The organism is Jiangella mangrovi, assembly GCF_014204975.1.
In the GTDB taxonomy this organism is placed as follows: Bacteria; Actinomycetota; Actinomycetes; order Jiangellales; family Jiangellaceae; genus Jiangella; species Jiangella mangrovi.
In genome coordinates, this window is the sequence record NZ_JACHMM010000001.1 from 2,636,051 (window position 1) to 2,655,174 (window position 19,124).

Annotated in this window: 16 protein-coding genes and 1 pseudogene; 6 read left to right on the forward strand and 11 right to left on the reverse strand. The window is 72.3% G+C overall.

Translation table 11 applies throughout. The features are described 5' to 3' along the window. The gene (locus HD601_RS12275; RefSeq protein WP_184822238.1) at window positions 1-879 is read right to left on the reverse strand and encodes a helix-turn-helix transcriptional regulator; all 879 of its coding nucleotides are present in this window, start codon (window positions 877-879) and stop codon (window positions 1-3) included. A 115-nt stretch (window positions 880-994) separates the two neighbouring features. Between HD601_RS12275 and HD601_RS12280 the strand changes: the two genes are divergently transcribed. After that, window positions 995-1,750 (forward strand): SDR family oxidoreductase, encoded by a 756-nt coding sequence (locus HD601_RS12280; protein WP_184822240.1) that lies wholly within the window; start codon window positions 995-997, stop codon window positions 1,748-1,750. A 4-nt stretch (window positions 1,751-1,754) separates the two neighbouring features. Here the strand turns inward: HD601_RS12280 and HD601_RS12285 are convergent, their stop codons facing one another. From HD601_RS12285 to HD601_RS12295, 3 genes are all read right to left on the reverse strand, one after another. Further along, complete coding sequence (locus HD601_RS12285) at window positions 1,755-2,375, reverse strand: DJ-1/PfpI family protein (protein ID WP_184822242.1); 621 nt, start codon at window positions 2,373-2,375, stop codon at window positions 1,755-1,757. Window positions 2,376-2,379: 4 nt separating this feature from the next. After that, on the reverse strand, window positions 2,380-3,480 hold the full coding sequence (locus HD601_RS12290; RefSeq protein WP_184822243.1) for an Ldh family oxidoreductase: 1,101 nt from the start codon (window positions 3,478-3,480) through the stop codon (window positions 2,380-2,382). Between the two features lie 186 nt (window positions 3,481-3,666). After that, window positions 3,667-4,431, reverse strand: a complete 765-nt coding sequence (locus tag HD601_RS12295; RefSeq protein ID WP_184822245.1) for an IclR family transcriptional regulator — start codon at window positions 4,429-4,431, stop codon at window positions 3,667-3,669. 170 nt (window positions 4,432-4,601) lie between these two features. Between HD601_RS12295 and HD601_RS12300 the strand changes: the two genes are divergently transcribed. The 3 genes from HD601_RS12300 (at window position 4,602) to HD601_RS12310 (ending at window position 9,634) form a co-directional block, all read left to right on the forward strand. Then, window positions 4,602-7,367 carry a DUF5107 domain-containing protein gene (locus tag HD601_RS12300; protein ID WP_184822247.1) on the forward strand — a complete coding sequence of 922 codons (2,766 nt, stop codon included), beginning with the start codon at window positions 4,602-4,604 and terminating at the stop codon, window positions 7,365-7,367. A 130-nt stretch (window positions 7,368-7,497) separates the two neighbouring features. After that, window positions 7,498-8,367, forward strand: coding sequence for a nicotianamine synthase family protein (locus HD601_RS12305; RefSeq protein WP_184822249.1), 870 nt, complete (start codon window positions 7,498-7,500; stop codon window positions 8,365-8,367). A 1-nt stretch (window position 8,368) separates the two neighbouring features. Further along, on the forward strand, window positions 8,369-9,634 hold the full coding sequence (locus HD601_RS12310) for an ATP-grasp domain-containing protein (RefSeq protein ID WP_184822251.1): 1,266 nt from the start codon (window positions 8,369-8,371) through the stop codon (window positions 9,632-9,634). Window positions 9,635-9,797: 163 nt separating this feature from the next. Here HD601_RS12310 and HD601_RS35650 read toward each other — a convergent pair. Further along, window positions 9,798-10,028, reverse strand: a pseudogene (locus HD601_RS35650) (PhoD-like phosphatase N-terminal domain-containing protein); the annotation flags it as partial. Window positions 10,029-10,166: 138 nt separating this feature from the next. On the opposite strand from HD601_RS35650, the gene HD601_RS12320 reads away from it, so the two are divergent. After that, a complete protein-coding gene (locus HD601_RS12320) occupies window positions 10,167-10,745 on the forward strand; it encodes a dihydrofolate reductase family protein (RefSeq protein ID WP_184822254.1) in 579 nt (192 codons plus the stop codon). A gap of 10 nt (window positions 10,746-10,755) precedes the next feature. On the opposite strand, the gene HD601_RS12325 is transcribed toward HD601_RS12320, so the two are convergent. The 6 genes from HD601_RS12325 to HD601_RS12350 are packed head-to-tail and all read right to left on the reverse strand — an operon-like array spanning window position 10,756 to window position 17,849. Beyond that, window positions 10,756-12,177 (reverse strand): ATP-binding protein, encoded by a 1,422-nt coding sequence (locus HD601_RS12325; protein WP_221440880.1) that lies wholly within the window; start codon window positions 12,175-12,177, stop codon window positions 10,756-10,758. Next, window positions 12,174-13,835: an FAD-dependent oxidoreductase gene (locus tag HD601_RS12330; RefSeq protein ID WP_184822256.1), complete on the reverse strand. Its 1,662-nt coding sequence runs from the start codon at window positions 13,833-13,835 to the stop codon at window positions 12,174-12,176. Before HD601_RS12330 ends, HD601_RS12325 begins: the two co-directional genes overlap by 4 nt. 47 nt (window positions 13,836-13,882) lie before the next feature. After that, complete coding sequence (locus HD601_RS12335; protein ID WP_184822258.1) at window positions 13,883-14,683, reverse strand: alpha/beta fold hydrolase; 801 nt, start codon at window positions 14,681-14,683, stop codon at window positions 13,883-13,885. Window positions 14,684-14,714: 31 nt separating this feature from the next. Further along, the gene (nhaA, locus tag HD601_RS12340; RefSeq protein ID WP_184822260.1) at window positions 14,715-16,601 is read right to left on the reverse strand and encodes a Na+/H+ antiporter NhaA; all 1,887 of its coding nucleotides are present in this window, start codon (window positions 16,599-16,601) and stop codon (window positions 14,715-14,717) included. A gap of 41 nt (window positions 16,602-16,642) precedes the next feature. After that, window positions 16,643-17,584 (reverse strand): hypothetical protein, encoded by a 942-nt coding sequence (locus HD601_RS12345; protein ID WP_184822262.1) that lies wholly within the window; start codon window positions 17,582-17,584, stop codon window positions 16,643-16,645. 19 nt (window positions 17,585-17,603) lie between these two features. Beyond that, window positions 17,604-17,849 (reverse strand): DUF2630 family protein, encoded by a 246-nt coding sequence (locus HD601_RS12350; protein WP_184822264.1) that lies wholly within the window; start codon window positions 17,847-17,849, stop codon window positions 17,604-17,606. 119 nt (window positions 17,850-17,968) lie between these two features. On the opposite strand from HD601_RS12350, the gene HD601_RS12355 reads away from it, so the two are divergent. Continuing rightward, complete coding sequence (locus HD601_RS12355) at window positions 17,969-18,919, forward strand: endonuclease/exonuclease/phosphatase family protein (RefSeq protein WP_184822267.1); 951 nt, start codon at window positions 17,969-17,971, stop codon at window positions 18,917-18,919. Window positions 18,920-19,124 lie beyond the last annotated feature (205 nt).

Sequence of the window (19,124 nt, forward strand, 5' to 3'; positions counted from 1 at the left end):
TCAGAGCGACCGGACGGGCGGCGCGTCCGCGCCCTCGTTCTGGGAGGCGACGGTGCTGCTGAGCAGCGCCAGGCCCTGCTCGGACGGGCTGCCCGGCTCGGCGTGGTAGGCGATGACCAGCTGGCCGGGCGCCCCGTTGACGGCCAGCGTCTCGTAGTCGAGCGTGAGGTCGCCGACCATCGGGTGCCGGAACCGCTTCGTGCCGGACACCTTCACCCGCACGTCGTGGCGGGCCCAGAGCCGGCGGAACTCCTCGCTCTTCAGCGAGAGCTCGCCGACCAGCTCGGTGAGCCGCGGGTCGTCGAGGTCGGCGCCCGCGGTGGCGCGCAGGCTGGCCACGGTGTCGACGGCGACGGTGTCCCAGTCGGGGTAGATGTCGCGGGCGACGGGGTCGAGGAAGAACGAGCGCACCTGGTTGGTGCCGCTGCGCAGGCACGTGTTCAGGGCGGTCGCCAGCGGGTTGGCCGCGAGCACGTCCAGATAGCGGCCGACGACGAGGGCCGGCGTGAACGCCCAGCTCTGGATCAGCCGCGCGGCCCCAGGGCTCACCCGCTCGGGACGGGGGTGCGGCCGACGGCGGCGGCTCGCCGGGCGGGCCAGCTCGCGCACGTGGGCGACGGCGTCGTCGTCGAGTCCGAGCACGCCGGCCAGGGCCTCGATGACCTGCTCGGACGGGTGCTTGTCGCGGCCCTGCTCGAGGCGGACGTAGTAGTCGGCGCTGACGCCGGCGAGCATGGCCACCTCTTCGCGGCGCAGCCCCGGCACCCGGCGGCGGCCGTATCCCTCGGGCAGGCCGACGTCGGCGGGCTGGGCGAGCTCGCGCCGGGCGCGCAGGTACTCGCCCAGCCGGTTGTCGCTGCGGGTGTCGCCGTCCGCCATGCCCCGAGCCTAGGTCGTCGGCGTGCCGGCTGGGTGGGTGTGCGACTCCCAGGGTCCGGTCTCCTGGTCGTCACGCGATCTGGTTGGCCCTCGCCGCGGCGGCGACCGTGGAGGCATGAACACCACGACTGACACACCCCTGACCGGCCGCGTCGCGGTCGTCACCGGAGCCACGAGCGGGATCGGCGGCGCCACGGCCCGCCGGCTCGCCGCCGACGGAGCCGCCGTCGCCGTCGTGGGCCGGCGCGAGGACCGCCTGAAGGCGCTCGCCACCGAGATCGGCGCTCTTGCCGTGCCGGTCGACATCACCGACCAGGACGCCGTCGCCGCCGCGGCCGGGAGCGTGCGGGCCGAGCTGGGCCGCGTCGACCTCGTCGTCGCCAACGCCGGCGTCATGCTGGCCGCGCCGTTCGAGTCCGCCGACACCCGCGAGTGGAACCAGATGATCGGCACGAACATCACCGGCCTGCTGCACACCGGCCGCGCGTTCGCCGACGACCTCATCGCCGCCGCGGCCGACGGTGGCGCGGCCGACCTGGTCCACGTCGGCTCCGTCGGCGGGCACCTGGTCTTCACCGACTACGCCGTCTACTGCGCCACCAAGGCGGCCGTGGCCCACCTGACCCGGAACCTGCGCGCCGAGCTCGGCCCGCGCAAGGTCCGGGTCAAGAACGTCGAACCCGGCTTCGTCGGCACCGAGCTCGGTGCCGGCATGCGCCACGACGGCAACCGCGAGCAGTTGGTGCAGTGGCGCGAGTCGATGGAGATCCTCGTACCCGAGGACATCGCCGACGCGATCGCCTACGCCGTCGCCGCACCGCCGCGGGTCAACGTCGCCGAGCTGGTCGTCGTCCCGGTCGAGCAGGGCTGAACCCTCAGCCCCTCGTCTTCGCGATGAGCTCGATGGCCGCCTTGCAGAACTCCGGCAGGTCGTCGGGGACGCGTCCGGTGACGACGTTCCCGTCGACCACCGCCGGCTCGTCGACGAAGATGCCGCCGGCGTTCCTCAGGTCGTCCTGGACGGCGGCGTACGCGGTGCAGCGGCGGCCGCGGATGAGGTCGGTGCCCTCGTGCAGGTCGGTCGAGATCATGACCTGCGGCCCGTGGCAGATGGACGCGACCACCTTGCCGGCCCGGTGCGCCTCGGCCACCAGCCGCCGCGACGGCCCGTGCAGCCGGACGGCGTCGGGCCCGAACCCGCCGGGCAGGTAGACGGCGTCGAAGGCCGCGATGTCGATGCCGGCCGGGACCGCCTGCCGCCAGCGCTTGCCCTCCTCGAGCACCACGAACGGGATGGTGGTGCCGAACCGGCCGGTGATCGGCTTGTCCGGGGCGTAGGAGCGGGGCGAGAAGTGCCCGGGCATGTCCTTCGGCGGATGCGTGATGGTGATGCCGGCGCCCTCTTCGCTGAACCTGAGCAGCGGATACAGGACCTCGACGTCTTCGAACTCGTGCGCGGTGATGAAGAGGATGCTGCTGCCTTCCAGGGCGCCCACGGGACTACTCCTTTGCTCCGGTGCGATGAGTGGTGTCGGTGGTGCCGACGGGCTGGATGCGGGTGAGCGAGAACCGGCTCGCGAGCTTGTCGAGGTCGGCCGTCGTGCTCTCGGCCAGGGCGACGCCGCCCTGGTGCGCCGCCTCGGACTGGTGCCGCTCGACGTCGCCCGGCAGCCGGACCGCCGGGTGGCCCGCGGCCAGGGTGCTGCCCGACACGCGGTCGACGAGCTCGGTGGCGCGCTCGGTGTAGGTATCGGTGCCGGTCAGGCTGCCCGGGTGGATCGCGATGACGAGGTGCCCGGTGCCCATGCGCGACCCCGGGTCGACCCAGATGTCGGTGATCTGGTGGCTGAGCAGCGCACCCGGCACCGCCGCGGCCAGCAGCTCGATGGCGATGGCCAGGCCCGAGCCCTTGTGCTCGCCGAAGGGGAGCAGGACGCCCTTGAGCGCCGCCTCGGGGTCCGTGGTCGGTGCGCCCGCGGCGTCGAGGGCCCAGCCCTCGGGGATGTCGCCGCCGTTCTTCGCCGCGGACACGATGCGCCCGAACGCCCCGGCGGAGGTGGCCATGTCGAGCACCACCGGCGGCTTGCCGTCGACCGGGAAACCGATGGAGATGGGGTTGGTGCCCAGCAGCGGCTCGGCCGAGCCGTACGGTGCCATCGACGGGCCGGTGTTCGACAGCACGAACGTCACGATACCGCGTGCGGCCAGCCGCTCCACCCACGGAGCGGCCATGCCGAAGTGCGTGCTCCGCCGCACTCCGACGACGGCGCAGCCGTGCTGTTCGGCCAGGTCGCCGGCCCGGTCGGTGGCGAGCGCGATGGCCGTGTGCCCGAAGCCGAAGCCCGCGTCCAGCGTCGCCGTCGCGCCCCGTTCGTGCGCCCACGTCATCGGCGCGTCCGGCACGATCCCTCCCGCCTCGACCGACGACACGTACAGCGGCAGCCGCAGCAGGCCGTGGGACGGCAGGCCGCGCGCGTCCGCCTCGACCAGGCACTCCGAGACGCGGTGGGCCTCGGTCGCGGAACACCCGACCGCCTGCAGGACCGCGGTGGTGAACGCCGTCAGATCGGCGTAGTCGAAGTGCCGGGGCTGGTCGCTCAACGGGGCTCCTACGAGGCTCGGAGGTCGTGACCGGGCACCGGCGCAGGAGCGGCGAACGTGGTCGTCGTGCGGAGCCCAGCCCGCTCATACGTTCCCAAATGGGAACAATGTTCCAAATACTGCACGGCGACGTTACAACCGCCCGGACGACCCGTCAAGGTCGGCCGGGCGGTGGGAAGGGGAGGGTCAGAACGCCCGGCCGGACACCAGGGCGGTGATCGAGGCGGCGGCCTCGCGCAGCCGCGCGACCACTGTCTCCTCGGTGTCGTCGTGGAGGCGGGCCACCGGGATGGCGCAGCTGAGGGCGTCGTGCGGCGGCTCGGACGTCCGCAACGCCACGGCGAACCCCTTGATCCCCTCGCTGTTCTCCTCGTTGTCGACGGCGTATCCCCGCTCGCGCGTCAGCGCGAGGTCGGCCCGCAGCTCCGCGAGATCGGTCTTCGTGTGCGGGGTCAGGCGATCGAGCGGCTGGGAGAGGTGCTCGAGCATTTGGTCGTCGGGCAGCTCGGCGAGGATCGACTTGCCCAGCGCCGTCGTGAACGCGGGCAGGTGCCGGCCGATGGCCGAGAACAGCCGCAGCGGATGCACCGACTCGCGCTTGTCGAGGTAGACGATCGACGTGCCGTCGAGCCGGCCGAGGTGGACGGTCTCGCCGGTCTCGGCGGCCAGCTGGTCCAGCGCCGGCGCCGCCAGCGCCACCAGGCTGTCGGACTCGACGTACGACCGGCCGACCAGCAGTGCGTGCAGGCCGATGCGGAACCGCCCGCTGGCCTCGTCGGATTCGATCCAGCCGCGGCCGGTCAGGGTCCAGAGGAGGGCGTGCAGCGTGCTCTTCGGGATGTCGAGGGTGACCGACAGGTCGGCCAGGGTCTGCGGCTTCTCGCAGCGGGCCAGGTGTTCGACGATCTCGAGTGCGCGGTCGACCGAGCGCACCACCTTCGAGCCAGGCATCCGGCCTTCCTCTCCCCGCGGTGGACCAGTTCCGAGTCTTGATCAGGGCTGAATGATCGCAGTATATTCACGTCCATAATAACGAACTTTGTTCGTATTTGGGAATGCCCTCCCTCAGGCTTCACTCCATCGCTCGCACGACGACGACGTCCTACGTAGGAGGTTGCCCGATGAACACGGGTGTACGGCTGCACAGATACCGGTCCATGTCGATCGGCCTCGCGCTCCTGCTCGTGCTGGCGGCGCTGATCCCGCTCACGAGCCCGCGGACCGCAGGCGCCGACGAGGGCCTGTCCATCGAGGGCGTCAGCGCCCCCGACACCAAGACCATCGAGATCGACTTCGACCGCGCGCTCGACGAGGGCTTGCGCCAGTACGTCGAGGCCAACGCGAACGCCGTCCGCGGCTTCATCCACGTCGGCGGCGGCACCGAGGGTCAGCCCGACGCGGCCCTGAACGGCGCCGACCTGCAGACGCTCGGCGCCGAGGTCTTCCCCGGCGACACCGCCGGGCAGGACACGCTGCGGATCGTCCTGCCGGCCTCGACCACCCTGACCGCCGGCGGCGACTACGAGCTCTGGCTCGACGGCGACGGCGTCGGCTTCGACGAGCTGCGGATCCGGGCCGCCGACGGCAGCGCGCTGGCCGGCGACGAGACCGAGCGGTTCGGGTTCGCCGGCACCGGCACTGCGGCCGCGCTGGCCTCGATCGCGAGCGTCGAGCCGATCACGTCGCGGCTGGTCCGCGTGACGTTCGCCCAGCCGATCCTGGCCGGGATGCCCGCGCACACGTACACCACCAACCCGAGCCGCATCACCGTCGGCGGGGTCGCGGCCACGTACGTGCAGAAGGTGGCCGGCTCCGACGCGCGCGTCTACGACGTCTACCTGGGCGCCGACCTCGCCGCCGGCCAGCAGCACACGCTGCAGCTGCTGGGCAATCCGACCGGCACGCAGGCGAACTCCGCGCTGCGCACCAGCGCCGGCCGGGTCGACCCCGCCGCACCGGTCGCCGGCGCCACGACGTTCACCGGCTCCGCGACGCCGCAGGCCACCGGGCTGCAGAGCGTCGAGGTGGGCGCCGACCGCCGCCAGCTCACCGTCACCTTCGACCACAAGCTCGCCGAGCTGGCCCAGCTGCCGACCTGGCGGCCCAACGGCATCGGCGACCGGCCCGTCGTCGAGAGCCCGCGCACCGGCACCACGGGCGACAGCCTGAGCGCCGCCGAGCTGGCCACCGTCCTGCAGGTCAGCGGCACCGCCGTCGACGACGACGCCGACCCGCACGGCAGCGGCCCGGCGCCGTCGGACCTCAGCGAGGACCTGCGCCACACCGCCGCCTACTTCGCCGACCGGCGCACCATCGTGGTCAGCCTGGCCGAGGGCAGCGTCTTCCGGCGCGGCTCCGAGGGTTCGGTCACGCTGCTGGCCGGCAGCGTCAAGGACGTCGCGGGGGTCACCAACGCGGCCGCCGAGACGCTGGCGTTCACCGCTCCGACCGGCGACCTGCCCGAGCGCGGCGCGGACTACGACCCGCGCGACCGCGACTACCTGACCATCGACGAGAACGCCACGACCACGTTCACGCACTACGACTTCGAGTTCACCGAGGGCACGGCGACACCGAACTACCGGGTCGACCAGGCCAACGTGAGCGACCGCGTGGTCGAGGAGGAGGTCGACGCGATCGTCGTCGAGAACAAGTACATCAAGGCGACGTTCACCCCCGACTACGGCGCGCGGCTGCTGTCGCTGATCTACAAGCCGACCGGGAACGACCTGCTGTACGCCAACCCCGTCGGCACCCCGTACGGGCACGGCGGCAACTCGCCGTTCTACGCGAACTGGCTGATGGTCTGGGGCGGCATCGCGCCGACGTTCTCCGAGGCCGAGCACGGCAAGTACTGGTTCCTGCCGTGGGACTACGAGATCGTCGAGACCGACGACCAGATCTCGATCGTCATGACCAAGACCGACACGATCAACCACCGCCAGGACGGCCGGTTCCGCTACGGCGCCACCGGCATGGAGATCTCGGCCACGTACACCGTCTACAAGGACAAGCCGGTCGTCGACCTCGACGTGTCGCTGCACAACCCGAACGCCGTCGCCAAGGAGTACGAGTACTGGACCCTGACGACGCTCGGCCCGGGCCGGCCGCTGCACGAGGGCTCGCCGACGGTGGAGCACCTGACCCCGCTCGAGAAGGTGCGCCGCGACTCGTCGTACACCTGGATGGCCGACGTCGAGCGCCGGGTGAACCCGGACGCACCGGCGAACAGCGAGGCCGGTCGCGAGCTCTACTTCGACAACATGCGGTACCTGTCGAGGTGGCTGGGCGGCAACGGCATCGCCTACGGCCTCGACCTGCCCGAGAACCCGCAGGGCGACTGGTGGGGCGCGGTCAACCACGAGAACGAGGAGGGCGTGGTCCGGGTCTCCGAGAACGACATCACCACGGGGATGAAGTTCTGGACCTGGGGCTTCAACAGCTCCTTCGACACCAACCCGTACTCGAAGGGCAACTCGGGCCGGCCCTACGTCGAGCCGTGGGGCGGCGTGACCGACCGGTTCTTCCTGCCGGACACGCTCGGCCCGGGCGAGACGAAGTCGTGGACCGAGACGTTCATGCCGACCCAGGACATGTACAGCATCACGAACGCCAACGAGCACGGCGCGGCCCTGGTCGCGTTCGGCGACGACGGCACCGTGAGCGGCCACGTGTTCCCGACCGACCTCGGCCGGACGGCGGTCTTCCGCGCCTCGCTGGTCGACGTCGCCACCGGTGACGTGCTGGCGCGCGAGACGTTCCGCAGCGACGAGTACGAGTCGGCCAAGCTCACGGCCGACGCGGGCGACGCCACCACGGTCCGGCTGGTGCTGGAGCGGGTGTCCGGCGGCCGGCAGGAGCTGCTGACCGCGGAGGAGAGCCGCTGACCTCGTAGCCCGCCGAAGCGGTGAGAGGCCGCACTCCCGGGGACGTCCACAGCGTTCTCAGGGGTGCGGCCTCTTCGCGTATTCCGCAGCGGCGGCCCGCTGAGGTGTGCCATCATCGGCCGTGATGAACATGAGTCTCACTAGCAACATTTTCGGTCAAACCGACCTGACCGAGCTGGCCGACCCACTGGGCCGGCCCACGCCCGAGGACATTACTGCGTCGGTGAGCGACGTGTACCGCGAACTGGCAGCCCGCGACGATCTTCGTCCCGGCCCTGAGACCGACGGCCTGTTCGACCGGCTGGTGCGGCTCGTCCTCACCGCCCCGGCCGAGACGGTGCCGGCGGTCCTCAATGACGTCGAGATCCAGCACCTCGCGCCTCGGCTGCGCGCCCTGTGCGCCCGAGGCGAGGGCGAGCTGGAGCACGCCTGGGCGAACCGGATCCTCGCCGCCGGCTCGGCGCGCGACGAACTGCTGCGGTTCCCCTATTTCGGCAACTACCGGCAGCTCAGCCGCATGGAGATCGGCCTGCTGGCGTCGGCGCTGCCGTCGCGGGTTCGCTCGCTGGCGTTCGTCGGCTCCGGGCCGCTGCCGCTGAGCTCGCTGTTCCTCGCCGCCGAGCTGGAGGTCCACGTCGACAACTTCGACCGCGACCCGGTGGCACTGGCGGCCGGCGCCCGGGTGGCGGCGGCGCTCGGCCACGGCGCGCTCTGCTTCCGCGAGGCCGACGTGCTGGACGCGGACCTGTCCGGCTACGACGTGGTCGTGCTGGCAGCGCTGGTCGGCGACACGTTCGAGGCGAAGCGGCGGATCCTCGCGCGGCTCGCCGCGACGATGCGGCCGGGCGCGATCCTGCTCGCCCGCAGCGCCCGCGGCCTGCGCACCCTGCTCTACCCGCCGATCGACCGGACCGCGCTCGACGGTTTCGAGCCCCTGACGGAGGTGCACCCGGTGAACGACGTCATCAACTCGGCGATCCTGGCCCGGGCGGGGGGCTGACGTGGCGACGCTGCTCATGGTCGAGAGCTGGGTGCAGTCGACGGGGCTCGCGCTGCCGCCGCTACTGCGCGAGCTGGGGCACGACTACATCCTGTTCACCCGCGACCCCGCGCTGTACCCCGACGTCGACGGCGCGCCGCACCCGGTGGTGCGCGACGCCGACGAGGTGATCGTCGTCGACACCAACGACCGCGCGGCCATGACCGGCGCGGTCATCGGGATCGTCTGCCGGCGGCGCATCGACGGCGTGCTGACGACCTGCGACTACTACCTCGACGCTGTGGCCGAGCTGGCGAAGATGCTCGGGCTGGCCGGCGCGTCGCCGGACATCACCCGGCGGGCGGTACGCAAGGACGCGGTCCGGACGGTCCTGAAGCGTGCCGGGCTGCCCGGCCCGCGCTTCGCCGTCGCCGCGACGTGGGACGACGCGCTGGCCGGCGCGGCGGAGATCGGCTTCCCGCTGGTCGCGAAGCCGGTCGACCTCAACTCCGGCACGTCGGTGCACCTGGTGACCGACGAGGCCGGGCTGAAGGACGCGTTCTACGAGGTCACCGGCGTCAAACGGAACACCCGGGACCAGCCGCTGGTGCGCCGGCTGCTGCTCGAGGAGGTCCTCACCGGGCCCGAGGTCAGCGTCGAGGCGGTCACCGTCGCCGGCGAGACCAGGATCCTCGGCATCACCGGCAAGAGCGTGACGCCCACCTTCGTCGAGGCCGGGCACGTGTTCCCCGCACCGCTCCCGCCCGCCGTCGCGCGCGACGTCGAGGCGCACGTCCGGGCCGCGCTGACCGCGATCGGGTTCTCGCACGGGCTGAGCCACACGGAGCTGAAGCTGACGCCGTCGGGCCCCCGGATCGTCGAGATCAACCCGCGTCAGGCCGGCGGTTTCGTGTTCGACCTGGTGCATCGGGTGACGGGCGTGCATCCGCTGGAGCTGCTGGTCTCGCTCGCTCTGGGGCAGGGTCTCGGCGGCGACGTGTCGTCGACGGGGTCCGCTGCGGTCGCGTTCGTGCTGTCCCCGGTCGACGGCGTCGTCACCGGCGTCGAGGGGCACGAGGCGCTGGACGCGAACCCGGCGGTCGCCCGCTGGCGGCTCGACCTGCCGGGGGCGGTGCGGGTGCCGCGCGACAACAACGACCGCGCCGGCCACGTCCTCGCCGTCGACCCGTCGGGCGACCGGGCCGGTGAGCTCGCGGCGGACGCCGTCGCCTCGCTCCGGCTGCGCCTGGCCGACGGCTCCGTGGTCGCCCCGGCCCCGCTCGGCTGACCACCGGTGTGAGATCTCTGCGCTGAGTGTGTGAAGGAACTGCGGTCGGAGCGACACCATCGCCATTCATGATCATCCAGGATTTGGGGTGTGATGGCACCACCGATCCTGGATGATCATCGCCGGGATCGCGGCCGCCAGCCGCGCGAGCCCCGTCGGGGCTGACCTGGCGGCCGACGTGGAAGCGGTAGAAGTACTCCCGTCCTGCCTCCAGCCCGTCAACGTAGGGGTGCACGGCATGAGCGAGCTCCGGCGAGGCCAGTGCGGCGCCTCGCCGGACGACCTGGCGGAAGCTCGCGTCGGTGGCGGGTGCGGCGATGCCCCACGCGAGCGCGGCCGAGCTGACACCGCTGAGCTGCAGGAACGTGCGTCTGTTCAGCCGGGGCTCGGTCACGTCGTCGACCCCATCGAACCCAGGTGACGGAAATCTGTCCTACAGGTGACGGCGAAAGAAATCCACGGGTGGGTGTCGAATCGAGGCAGAGGTCTTCGTAGCGGGGGTGAAGAACCCCCACGGAACGAGGAGAGCATCATGACCGCGACCTACACCTTCGACGTCTTCAGCAGCCTCGACGGCTTCGGCACCGCCGGCGGCGACTGGACCGGCTACTGGGGCAAGCAGGGCCCCGAGCTGCTCCAGCACCGCCTCGACCTCTACGCCGAGGAGCAGCGGATGGTCTTCGGCGCGACCACCTACCGGGCGTTCGCGCAGATGCTGGCCGAGAGCACCGAGGAGTCCGAGGTCCGCGACCCCTGGGTCACCCGGATGCGGAACCTGCCGGCGACGGTGGTGTCGAGCACGCTGCGGGGACCGCTCGACTGGCCCGACGCGACGGTGGCGAGCGGCGACGCCGTCGACGTCGTCGCCCGGCTCAAGGAGGAGTCCGCCGTGCCGTTGCGCTCGCACGGCAGCCTGTCGCTGAACCGCGCGCTGATGGCCGCCGGCCTGGTCGACCGCGTCCAGGTGACGGTCTTCCCGGTCATCACCGGCCGGACCGGAACGGAGCCGGTCTTCGGAGGCGCGGCCGACTTCGACCTCGAGCTGATCGAGAGCCGGACCCTCGACGGCCGCATCCAGGAGCTCGTCTACCGGCCCACCCTGCACGGCTGAGCCGCCGCGGTCAGGTGGCGGGGGAGAGCGGGAGCCGGACGGTGAAGGTCGTCCCGGCCGGGCTCGTCGTGTAGTCGATGGTGCCCCGGTGGCGCTTCTCGACGATGCGCTTGGCGTTGTCGAGGCCCAGCCCGCTGCCCTCGCCCATGGGCTTGGTGGTGACGAACGCCTCGAACAGCCGGCCCTTGACCTCGTCGGGGACGCCGTGGCCGGTGTCGGCGACGTCGACGGCGGCGTGGTCGCCGTCGCGGCGGGTGCGCAGCGTCAGGGTGCCGTGGCCCTTCATGGCGTCGACGGCGTTGTCGATGAGGTTGGTCCAGACCTGGTTGAGCTCGGCGGCGAAGGCGGGCACCTGCGGCAGGGAGGTGTCGTAGTCGCGCTTCACCTCGATCTCGCCGAGCTTGTGGCCCAGCATGACGAGGGTGCTGTCGATGCCGGGGTGGAGGTCGACCTCCTGGTGGGCGGCCTGGTCGAGGTGCGTGTACTGCTTGATCGAGGCGACGAGGGTCGAGATGCGGTTGGACGCGTCCTCGATCTCGTCCATGAGCGCCTCGGTCTCGAGCGTGTAGCCGAGCCACGCGACGGCGGAGGGGAGGGCGTCGCCGATCTCGGCGGCGACGTCGTCGAAGAAGGTGGTGTCGAGGCCGGCGGCGACGAAGACCGGGGCGACGTCGACGGCGTACTCGAAGCCGAGGTCCTCGAGGTGGTCGACCATCTCGTCCTCGAGGTCGCTCTCCTGCAGCGGGGTGAGCGGGTCGCGGCGCTTCGAGGCGATCTCGACCGCGCGCTCCTGGATGACGATGAGCCGGGCGATCATCGCCGGGTCGAGGGTGCCCGACGCGATCATGCCGAGCTTGCGGCGCATGTGCCCCACGCGGTCGCGCAGCTGCCCGGCCGCCCGGACGGTGGCCGCGGCGGGGTTGTTCAGCTCGTGCGCGAGGTTGGCCGACAGCGTGCCGAGCTGGGCCAGGTGCTCGCGCTGGCGGACCGTCGCCTCGGTGGTGCGGATGCCGAGGTAGAGCCCGTCGAACAGGTGCACCGCCATGGGGAACCACTTGCGCACGAACGCCGCGAACGCGTCGGCGGGGAAGCGGAGGAACCGGCAGTCGGTGACGGCGTGCAGCGACGTCGGGTAGGCGGACGCCTCGGCGGACGTGGCGAAGGCGCGGACGGCGCCGGCGTAGGCGCCGCGGTAGTCGGTCTCGTTGACGATGACCTCTTCGCCGTCGGCGTGCCGGACCAGCCGCAGCGTGCCGTCGAGCAGCACCCACAGCGCCACCGACGGCTCGCCGGCGCGGTAGACGGTGCCGCCGGCGGGGTACGCACGCACCTCGCAGACCGCGGCCACCTCGGCCAGCTGCTCAGGGGTCATGCCTTCGAACAGGAACAGCGTGCGCAGTTCCTCGACGTCGATGGGCGTACCGGTGGTCACGTCGCCTCCAGGTAGCGGTGCACCAGCGTGACGGCCATGGCGCCCTCGCCGACGGCGGACGCCACGCGCTTCACGGACTCCGCGCGCACGTCGCCGGCCACGAACACGCCCGGGACGCTGGACTCGAGGTGGTACGGGGTGCGGGCCAGCGGCCACTCGCGCGGCGGACGGCCGTCGGCGTCGAGCAGGGCGGGCCCCGTCAGGAGGAAACCCCGTTCGTTGCGCGCGAATTCCGGGCTGAGCCACGACGTGGGCGGCTCGGCGCCGATGAACACGAACAGCCGGGTGGCCGGCAGCGACTCGGTGCCGGCGTCGCGGGTGTCGGTGACGGTGATGCTCTCGAGCCGGCCGTCGCCGTGGGCGGCGGTGACCTCGGTGCAGGTGCGCACCTCGATGCGGGAGTCGGCCTCGATGCGCCCGACCAGGTACTCCGACATGCGCAGCCGCAGGTCGGGGCCGCGCACCAGCATGACGACGCGGTTGGCGTACTGGGCGAAGTGCAGCGCCGCCTGGCCGGCGGAGTTGGCCGCGCCGACGATGAACACGTCCTCGCCCTTGCAGCCGGGCGCCTCGTGCGCGGACGCGCCGTAGTAGATGCCGCGGCCGGCGTAGTCGTCGGCGCCCTCGGCCGGCAGCCGGCTCCACCACACGCCGGTGGCGATGACGACGGCGTGCGCCGTCACCTCGTGGCCGTCGTCGAAGCGGACCACCCGGCCCTCGCCCTGGGCGACGACGTCGACGGCGGCGGCCGCGGTCAGCATCTCGACGTCGAAGCGGACGGCCTGGTCGCGGGCGCGCTGGGCCAGCTCGGCGCCGGAGACGCCCTGCGGGAAGCCCAGGTAGTTCTCGATCAGGCTGCTGCGCGCGGCCTGGCCGCCGACCCCGGCGCGGTCGACCAGCAGCGTGCGCAGGCCCTCGCTGGCGCCGTAGACCGCGGCGCCCAGGCCGGCCGGCCCGCTGCCGATGACGACGAGGTCGTAGAGCGGGCTGCCGGCGGTGGTGGCCAGGCCCAGCCGCTCGGCGACCTCGCGCAGCGGCGGGCAGGTGAGCACGACGCCGTCGGGCATGATGACCGCCGGCAGCGACTCGTCGGGGATGGCCGCGGTGCCCTGCAGCGCCGCGCCCTCGGGACCGCGCAGGTGCCGGTACGGGACCTGGTTGCTGGTCAGGAACTCCTTGAGGTCCTGGGTCTCGGACGCCCACTGGTGGCCCAGCAGCGTGACGCCCTCGAAGCCCGGCCGGCTGTCGCGCGCCCAGGTGTCCAGCAGCTCGTCGAGCACCGGGTAGAGGTGCTCCTCGGGCGGGTCCCACGGCTTGACCAGGTAGTGGTCGAGGTCGATGTCGTTGACGGCGCGAATGGCCGCCTGGGTGTCGGCGTACGCCGTCAGCAGCACCCGCTTGGCCTGCGGCACGACGTCCATGGCCTGCTCGAGGAAGTCGATGCCGTTCATGCCGGGCATGCGGTAGTCGGCCAGGATGAGCGCCGTCGCCTCACCGCGCAGGGTCAGCTCGCGCAGCACCTCGAGCGCGCCGGCCCCCGTCTCGGAGCGCACCACCCGGTGATCCGACCCGTAGCGGCGGCGCAGGTCGCGGGCGATGGCCCGGCTCACCGCCGGGTCGTCCTCGACGGTCAGCAGCACAGGTCCCTGTCGTGGCACGTGCCCTCCATGAAGTGCCTAGCGGTCGGTGCCCCAAGCGTAAGGCGTCAGAAGCCACGCGCTTTCAGCCAGGCGAGAACGTCGTCGGCGACGACCCGCCAGCCGCTGTCGATGGTCAGGCTGTGGCCGCGGTCGGGGTACTGGCGCAGCTCGGTCGAGGCCGACGACTTCCGGTACAGCCGGGCGGTGGTGCGCACGATCGCCGGCGCGACGGTGTGATCCTTGCCGCCGAGCGTCAGCAGCAGCGGACCGCGGGTGGCGTTGCGGACGTCGACCTTCGCCGGCGACGACCGGGTGAAGTTGGCGAACGCGGCCTCGAACAGCGGCCGGCCGGGCGACGGGGTCGCACAGCGCTCGTACAGCTCGTCGGACTCCTGCTCGGTGAGTGCGTTGCCGAACCCGTACCGGAACTGCGCGCGGTCCAGCGCGACGGCTCTCTTGCGGTTGGCCGGGTTGCGCAGCGCGATCGACGCCACCCGCAGCGACGACGGCGGCAGGTACATGACGCCCTTGATCGGCGCCGGGTCGATGGCGACGGCCGCGGCGCCGAGGTTCTCGCCGAGCAGCCGCTGCACGATCAGCCCGCCGAACGAGTGGCCGACGAGGACCGGCGGGCGGTCGAGGCCGCGGACGATCTCGGCGTAGTGCTCGACGACGTCGTCGATGCCGAACCCGGCGACCCGCTCGGGGTTGGCGCGGGTCTCGTCGGCGGTCGCCGAGTCGCCCGGCCAGCCGGGGGCCCGGGGCTCGTAGCCGGACTCGCGGAACAGCTCGACCCACGGCTCCCATGACTCGGCGTGCAGCCAGAGGCCGTGGACGAAGACGACGGGAAGACGATCGGTGGTCACGGGTCCTCCTCGGGTTGGCGTATACGCCGAATCATCTGCCCGGATCGTCGCCCTGGAGGTGAGTCACACCCGTGGTGTTTCCGAGTTCTCGGGTGATGGCCGCCCGCAGCGACTCGAGGTCGTAGGCGCCGTGGTGGCGCTGGCCGTTGACGAAGAACGTGGGCGTGCCGGCGACGCCGCTCTGCTCGGCGCTCTCGACGTCGCGGGTGATGCGCAGCGCGAAGTGCCGCGACGAGAGCGTGCGGGCGAACCGTTGCGCGTCCAGCTCCAGGTCGGCGGCGTAACGCAGCAGGTCCTCGTAGGTGAGGGCGTCCTGGTGGGTGAGCAGGAGGTCGTGCATCTCCCAGAACTTCCCCTGCTTGCCGGCGGCTTCCGCGGCTTCGGCGGCGAGCTGGGCGTGCTCGTGGACGTCGGTGAGCGGCAGGTGCCGGAAGACGAACGTGAGGTCGTCGCCGAACGCCTGCGTCAGCTCGCGCAGCACCGGCTCGGCCCGGCCGCAGTAGGGGCATTCGAAGTCGCCGTACTCGACCAGCGTGACCCGGGCGTCGACGGGGCCGCGGATGTGGTCGACGTCGGGGTCGACCGGGTCGGCGAGGTCGACGATCGGCGCCACCAGCCGGTCCTGCCCGGCCGCCCGGGTCCGCTGCGGCAGCCGGCCGACGACCCGGAACACCAGCAGCGCGAGCAGCGTGGCGATCAGCGACGCGGCCAGGATGCCGAGCTTGGCGTCGTCGAGCTCGTGCCCCTCGAACGCGATGCCGGCGATGAGCAGCGAGACCGTGAACCCGACGCCGCCGATGGTCCCGGCCCCGATCAGCTGGGGCCAGGACACCGTCAGCGGGAACCCGAACCGGCTCGCCAGCCAGGTCACGCCGATGATGCCGACCGGCTTGCCGACCACCAGCCCGAGCACGATGCCCAGCGTGATCGGTGACGTCGCCGCCTCGCGCAGCACCTCGCCGTTGATGACCATGCCGGCGTTGGCCAGCGCGAACACCGGCACGATGAGGTAGTTGGTCCACGGGTGGAACAGGTGCTGCAGCCGCTCGTTCGGCGAGATCGCGGTCGCGAGCGTGCGGCTGGCCGACCGCGCGTACTCCGGCACCGGCTGCTCGCGGAAGAGCCGCCACACCGCGCCGACCCGCTCGAGGGCCTCGCGCGACGGCGGGAAGGCCGACGCGAGCAGGCCGAGGGCGATGCCGGCCAGCGTCGCGTGCACCCCGGAGATCAGCGTGGCCAGCCAGACGCCGGAGCCGACCAGGAAGTACGGGACGCCGTGGCGGACCCCGCCGTGCTTGAGCGCGAGCACGACGCCGAACAGGGCGACGGCGACGGCGAGCGCGGCCAGGGACACGTCGTCGGAGTAGGCGATCGCGATGATCGTCAGCGCCACGATGTCGTCGACGATCACCAGCGTCAGCACGAACGTCCGGGTCCGCGGCGACGCGCGGTCGCCGGCCAGAGCCAGCACCCCGAGAGCGAACGCGGTGTCGGTGCCCATGACGATGGCCCAGCCGTGCACCGCGGAGTCTCCGGCGTTGACGGCCAGGTACAGCAGCGCCGGGACGGCCATGCCGCCCAGCGCGGCCAGCACCGGCGTGGCGACCCGGCTGCGCTCGCGCAGCTCGCCCATGTCGAACTCGCGCCGGATCTCCAGCCCGACGACGAAGAAGAACAGCGCCATCAGTCCGTCGTTGACCCAGTGCCGCAGGTCCAGCGACAGCTCCGCGCCGCCGAGCCGGATCGCGAGCTCGGTGTGCCAGAACTCCTCGTAGGTGTCCGACCACGGTGAGTTCGCCCAGGCCAGCGCCACCACCGTGGCGGCCAGCAGCACCACGGCGCCCGAGCTCTGCGTCGAGATGAACTCGCGGATCGGCGACGCCAGGCGGCGGGACCGCAGCGTCTGCCCTGTGGCCATGCGGCGATCCTAGGCGCGCCGCGAGTCGCGCACGTTTCGGATCAGGAGAGGCGGGTGAGCTTCTGCTTGGCCTCGCGGCGCCGGCGGCGGGCCGCCTCGGAGGCCTTGCGGGCGTTCTCGACGTCGTCCTCGGCGGACTCGACGTCGTCGCGGGCCTGCTCGAGCTCGCGCCGGGCGGCGGCCAGTTCCTCGGTGAGCCGCTCGGCGGTGGCCTGCGCCTCCTCGAGTCGGCGCCGCTGCTCGTCCAGCGCCGCCTCGGCGTCGTCGACCTGCTCTTCGGCGTCGTCGACGGCGGTCTCGGCCTGTTCGAGCTCGCGCTCAGCGGCGGCTACCTCGTCGCCGTCGCCGTCGCCGGCCTCCTCCTCGGTTTCCTCAGGCTCCGCCTCGTCCTCGACTGCCGCCTCGTCGCCCTTGGCCGAGCGTGACCGGCGGGTCGTCTCGAGCCGCTGGCCGCGGGCGACCCGGGCCTCGGTGAGCGAGATGACCTCGGCAGGCTCGCCGTCGTCCTCGACGGAGCCGAAGCCGACGTGCTGCAGGCCGTGCGACAGCCGCGCGGCCAGCAGCTGCTCGGCGGCGCGGGGGTCGGCGATGGCCGCCTCCAACGAGCCGGCGATGGTCTCGACGAGGTCCGGGCCGGCCTTCTGCCCGGCGTCCTTGGCGATCGTCCGGGCGGCCTTGAGCAGCGCGTCGACCTGCTTCTTCCGCTCGCCGGTCAGCTCGCGCAGGGCGGCGCCGTCCATGCCGGACATCGCCTTGCGCATGCGCTCACCGAGCTCGGCCAGCGCGGCGATCTCGTCGGCGTGCTGCCGGACCAGCTGGTTGGTCAGCCAGGCGGCCAGGGTGGGCTTGCGCAGCGCCTTGATGCGGGCGGCGACGTCGGCCGCGCCCTCGCTCTTGACCCGTTTCGCCAGCGCGTTGCGGGCTTCGACGAACTCTTCGGGCGGGAGGGCGTACAGCTCGTCCGCCGCGTCGTCGAGATCCATGGGTCCAGCTTGCCACCCGCTACTGCAGGTAGCCCTCGACCTCGCCGACGGGACGCGCGGCGGCCTCGTCGGGGTTCTGGCCGGCCTCGACCCGGGCGCGGCGCTGGCGCAGCAGGTCCCAGCACTGGTCGAGCTGCTCCTCGACCTGTCGGAGCCGGGCGTGCTCCTCGTCGGTGGAGATCTCGCCGGACTGCAGGCGCTGCCGCAGGTCGTGCTCGTCCTCGACGAGTGCGCTGATCCGGGCCCTGATGTCGTCGTCCTGCATGACTGCTCCCACGCCGTCGGTCCGTGCGGTGACCCACCCGAGCATAGGCTCTGGTGGCGCCCGGCCGGCTCCGCTAGCGTCGATCATGCAGGCAGGCGCGGAGACTCGGGGGGTCCGGCATGGTCGTCATCGGCACGTGGAACCTGGAGAACCTGTTCCGACCCGGAGACGCGGACGGCCGGCCGCCGGACCAGGCGACCTACGAGGCCAAGCTGGACGCGCTGGCCGGCACCATCGACCGCATGGCGCCCGACGTGCTCGGCGTGCAGGAGATCGGCGAAGCGGCCGCGCTGGACGACCTCGTCGCGCGGCTCGCGGGCGACTGGACGACGCACGTGTCGGCGAACCCGGACGCCCGCGGCATCCGCAACGCCGTCATCTCCCGGCTCCCGGTCGAGGAGTCCGAGGACCTGGCCGCGTTCGCCGACGGCGTCGGCCCGGTCCGCGCGTCCGACGGCGGAGCGCTGTCGACGGAGATGGGCCGCGGCGCGCTGCGGGTGCGGGTGCGCACGGCCGGCGGCGACACCGTCGACGTCGTCACCTGCCACCTCAAGTCCAAGCTGCTGAGCTACCCGGGCGGCCGGTTCAACCCGCGCGACGAGTCCGAGCGGGCCCGCTACGGCGCCTTCGCCCTGTACCGCCGCGCGGCCGAGGCGGCCACCGTCCGTGAATGGGCGAACACCCTGCTCGACGGCGACGGTCAGGGCCGCTCGCTGGTCGTCTGCGGCGACCTCAACGACGAGCCCGCCGCCGCGACGACGCAGATCCTGCTCGGCCCCGGCGGCTCCGAGATCGGGACGGCCGGCGAGAACCAGCCCGACAAGGGCGACGCCTGGCGGCTCTGGAACACCGCGCCGCTCATCGCCGAGCCCCGCCGCTACAGCCGCATCTACCGTGGCCGCGGCGAGCTGATCGACCACATCCTCGTCTCGCACGAGCTGCTGCGGCGGATCGAGAAGGTCGACAGCCTGGTCGACCGCGGCCTTCCCTCCGTCACCGACGACCCGCGCGTCCGCGCCGCCGCCGAGGACTCCGACCACGCCCCGATCGTCGCGACCTTCAGGGACTGACCACCGCGGTCCGTCGGCGCGTCCGCACTTCGACGGGGTATGGGCAGTGAAGATCATCAAGGATCGACTACATCACGAGGCGTTCTTGCGCTCCTCCAGGCATGCATGCCTGGTAACGCAGGGGAACGCCTGGTGGGCCACCCAGGACCACGCTGAAAATCCCGCATCGTGGAGCACCACAGGTCGTCGTGGGCGAGTTACCACC

Excerpts from the sequence above, each read along its gene's own strand:
- HD601_RS12275 (WP_184822238.1), bottom strand. The coding sequence starts at position 879 with ATGGCGGACGGCGACACCCGCAGCGACAACCGGCTGGGCGAGTACCTG.
- HD601_RS12280 (WP_184822240.1), top strand. The coding sequence starts at position 995 with ATGAACACCACGACTGACACACCCCTGACCGGCCGCGTCGCGGTCGTC.
- HD601_RS12295 (WP_184822245.1), bottom strand. The coding sequence starts at position 4,431 with ATGCCTGGCTCGAAGGTGGTGCGCTCGGTCGACCGCGCACTCGAGATC.
- HD601_RS12300 (WP_184822247.1), top strand. The coding sequence starts at position 4,602 with ATGAACACGGGTGTACGGCTGCACAGATACCGGTCCATGTCGATCGGC.
- HD601_RS12305 (WP_184822249.1), top strand. The coding sequence starts at position 7,498 with ATGAGTCTCACTAGCAACATTTTCGGTCAAACCGACCTGACCGAGCTG.
- HD601_RS12320 (WP_184822254.1), top strand. The coding sequence starts at position 10,167 with ATGACCGCGACCTACACCTTCGACGTCTTCAGCAGCCTCGACGGCTTC.
- nhaA (WP_184822260.1), bottom strand. The coding sequence starts at position 16,601 with ATGGCCACAGGGCAGACGCTGCGGTCCCGCCGCCTGGCGTCGCCGATC.
- HD601_RS12345 (WP_184822262.1), bottom strand. The coding sequence starts at position 17,584 with ATGGATCTCGACGACGCGGCGGACGAGCTGTACGCCCTCCCGCCCGAA.
- HD601_RS12350 (WP_184822264.1), bottom strand. The coding sequence starts at position 17,849 with ATGCAGGACGACGACATCAGGGCCCGGATCAGCGCACTCGTCGAGGAC.
- HD601_RS12355 (WP_184822267.1), top strand. The coding sequence starts at position 17,969 with ATGGTCGTCATCGGCACGTGGAACCTGGAGAACCTGTTCCGACCCGGA.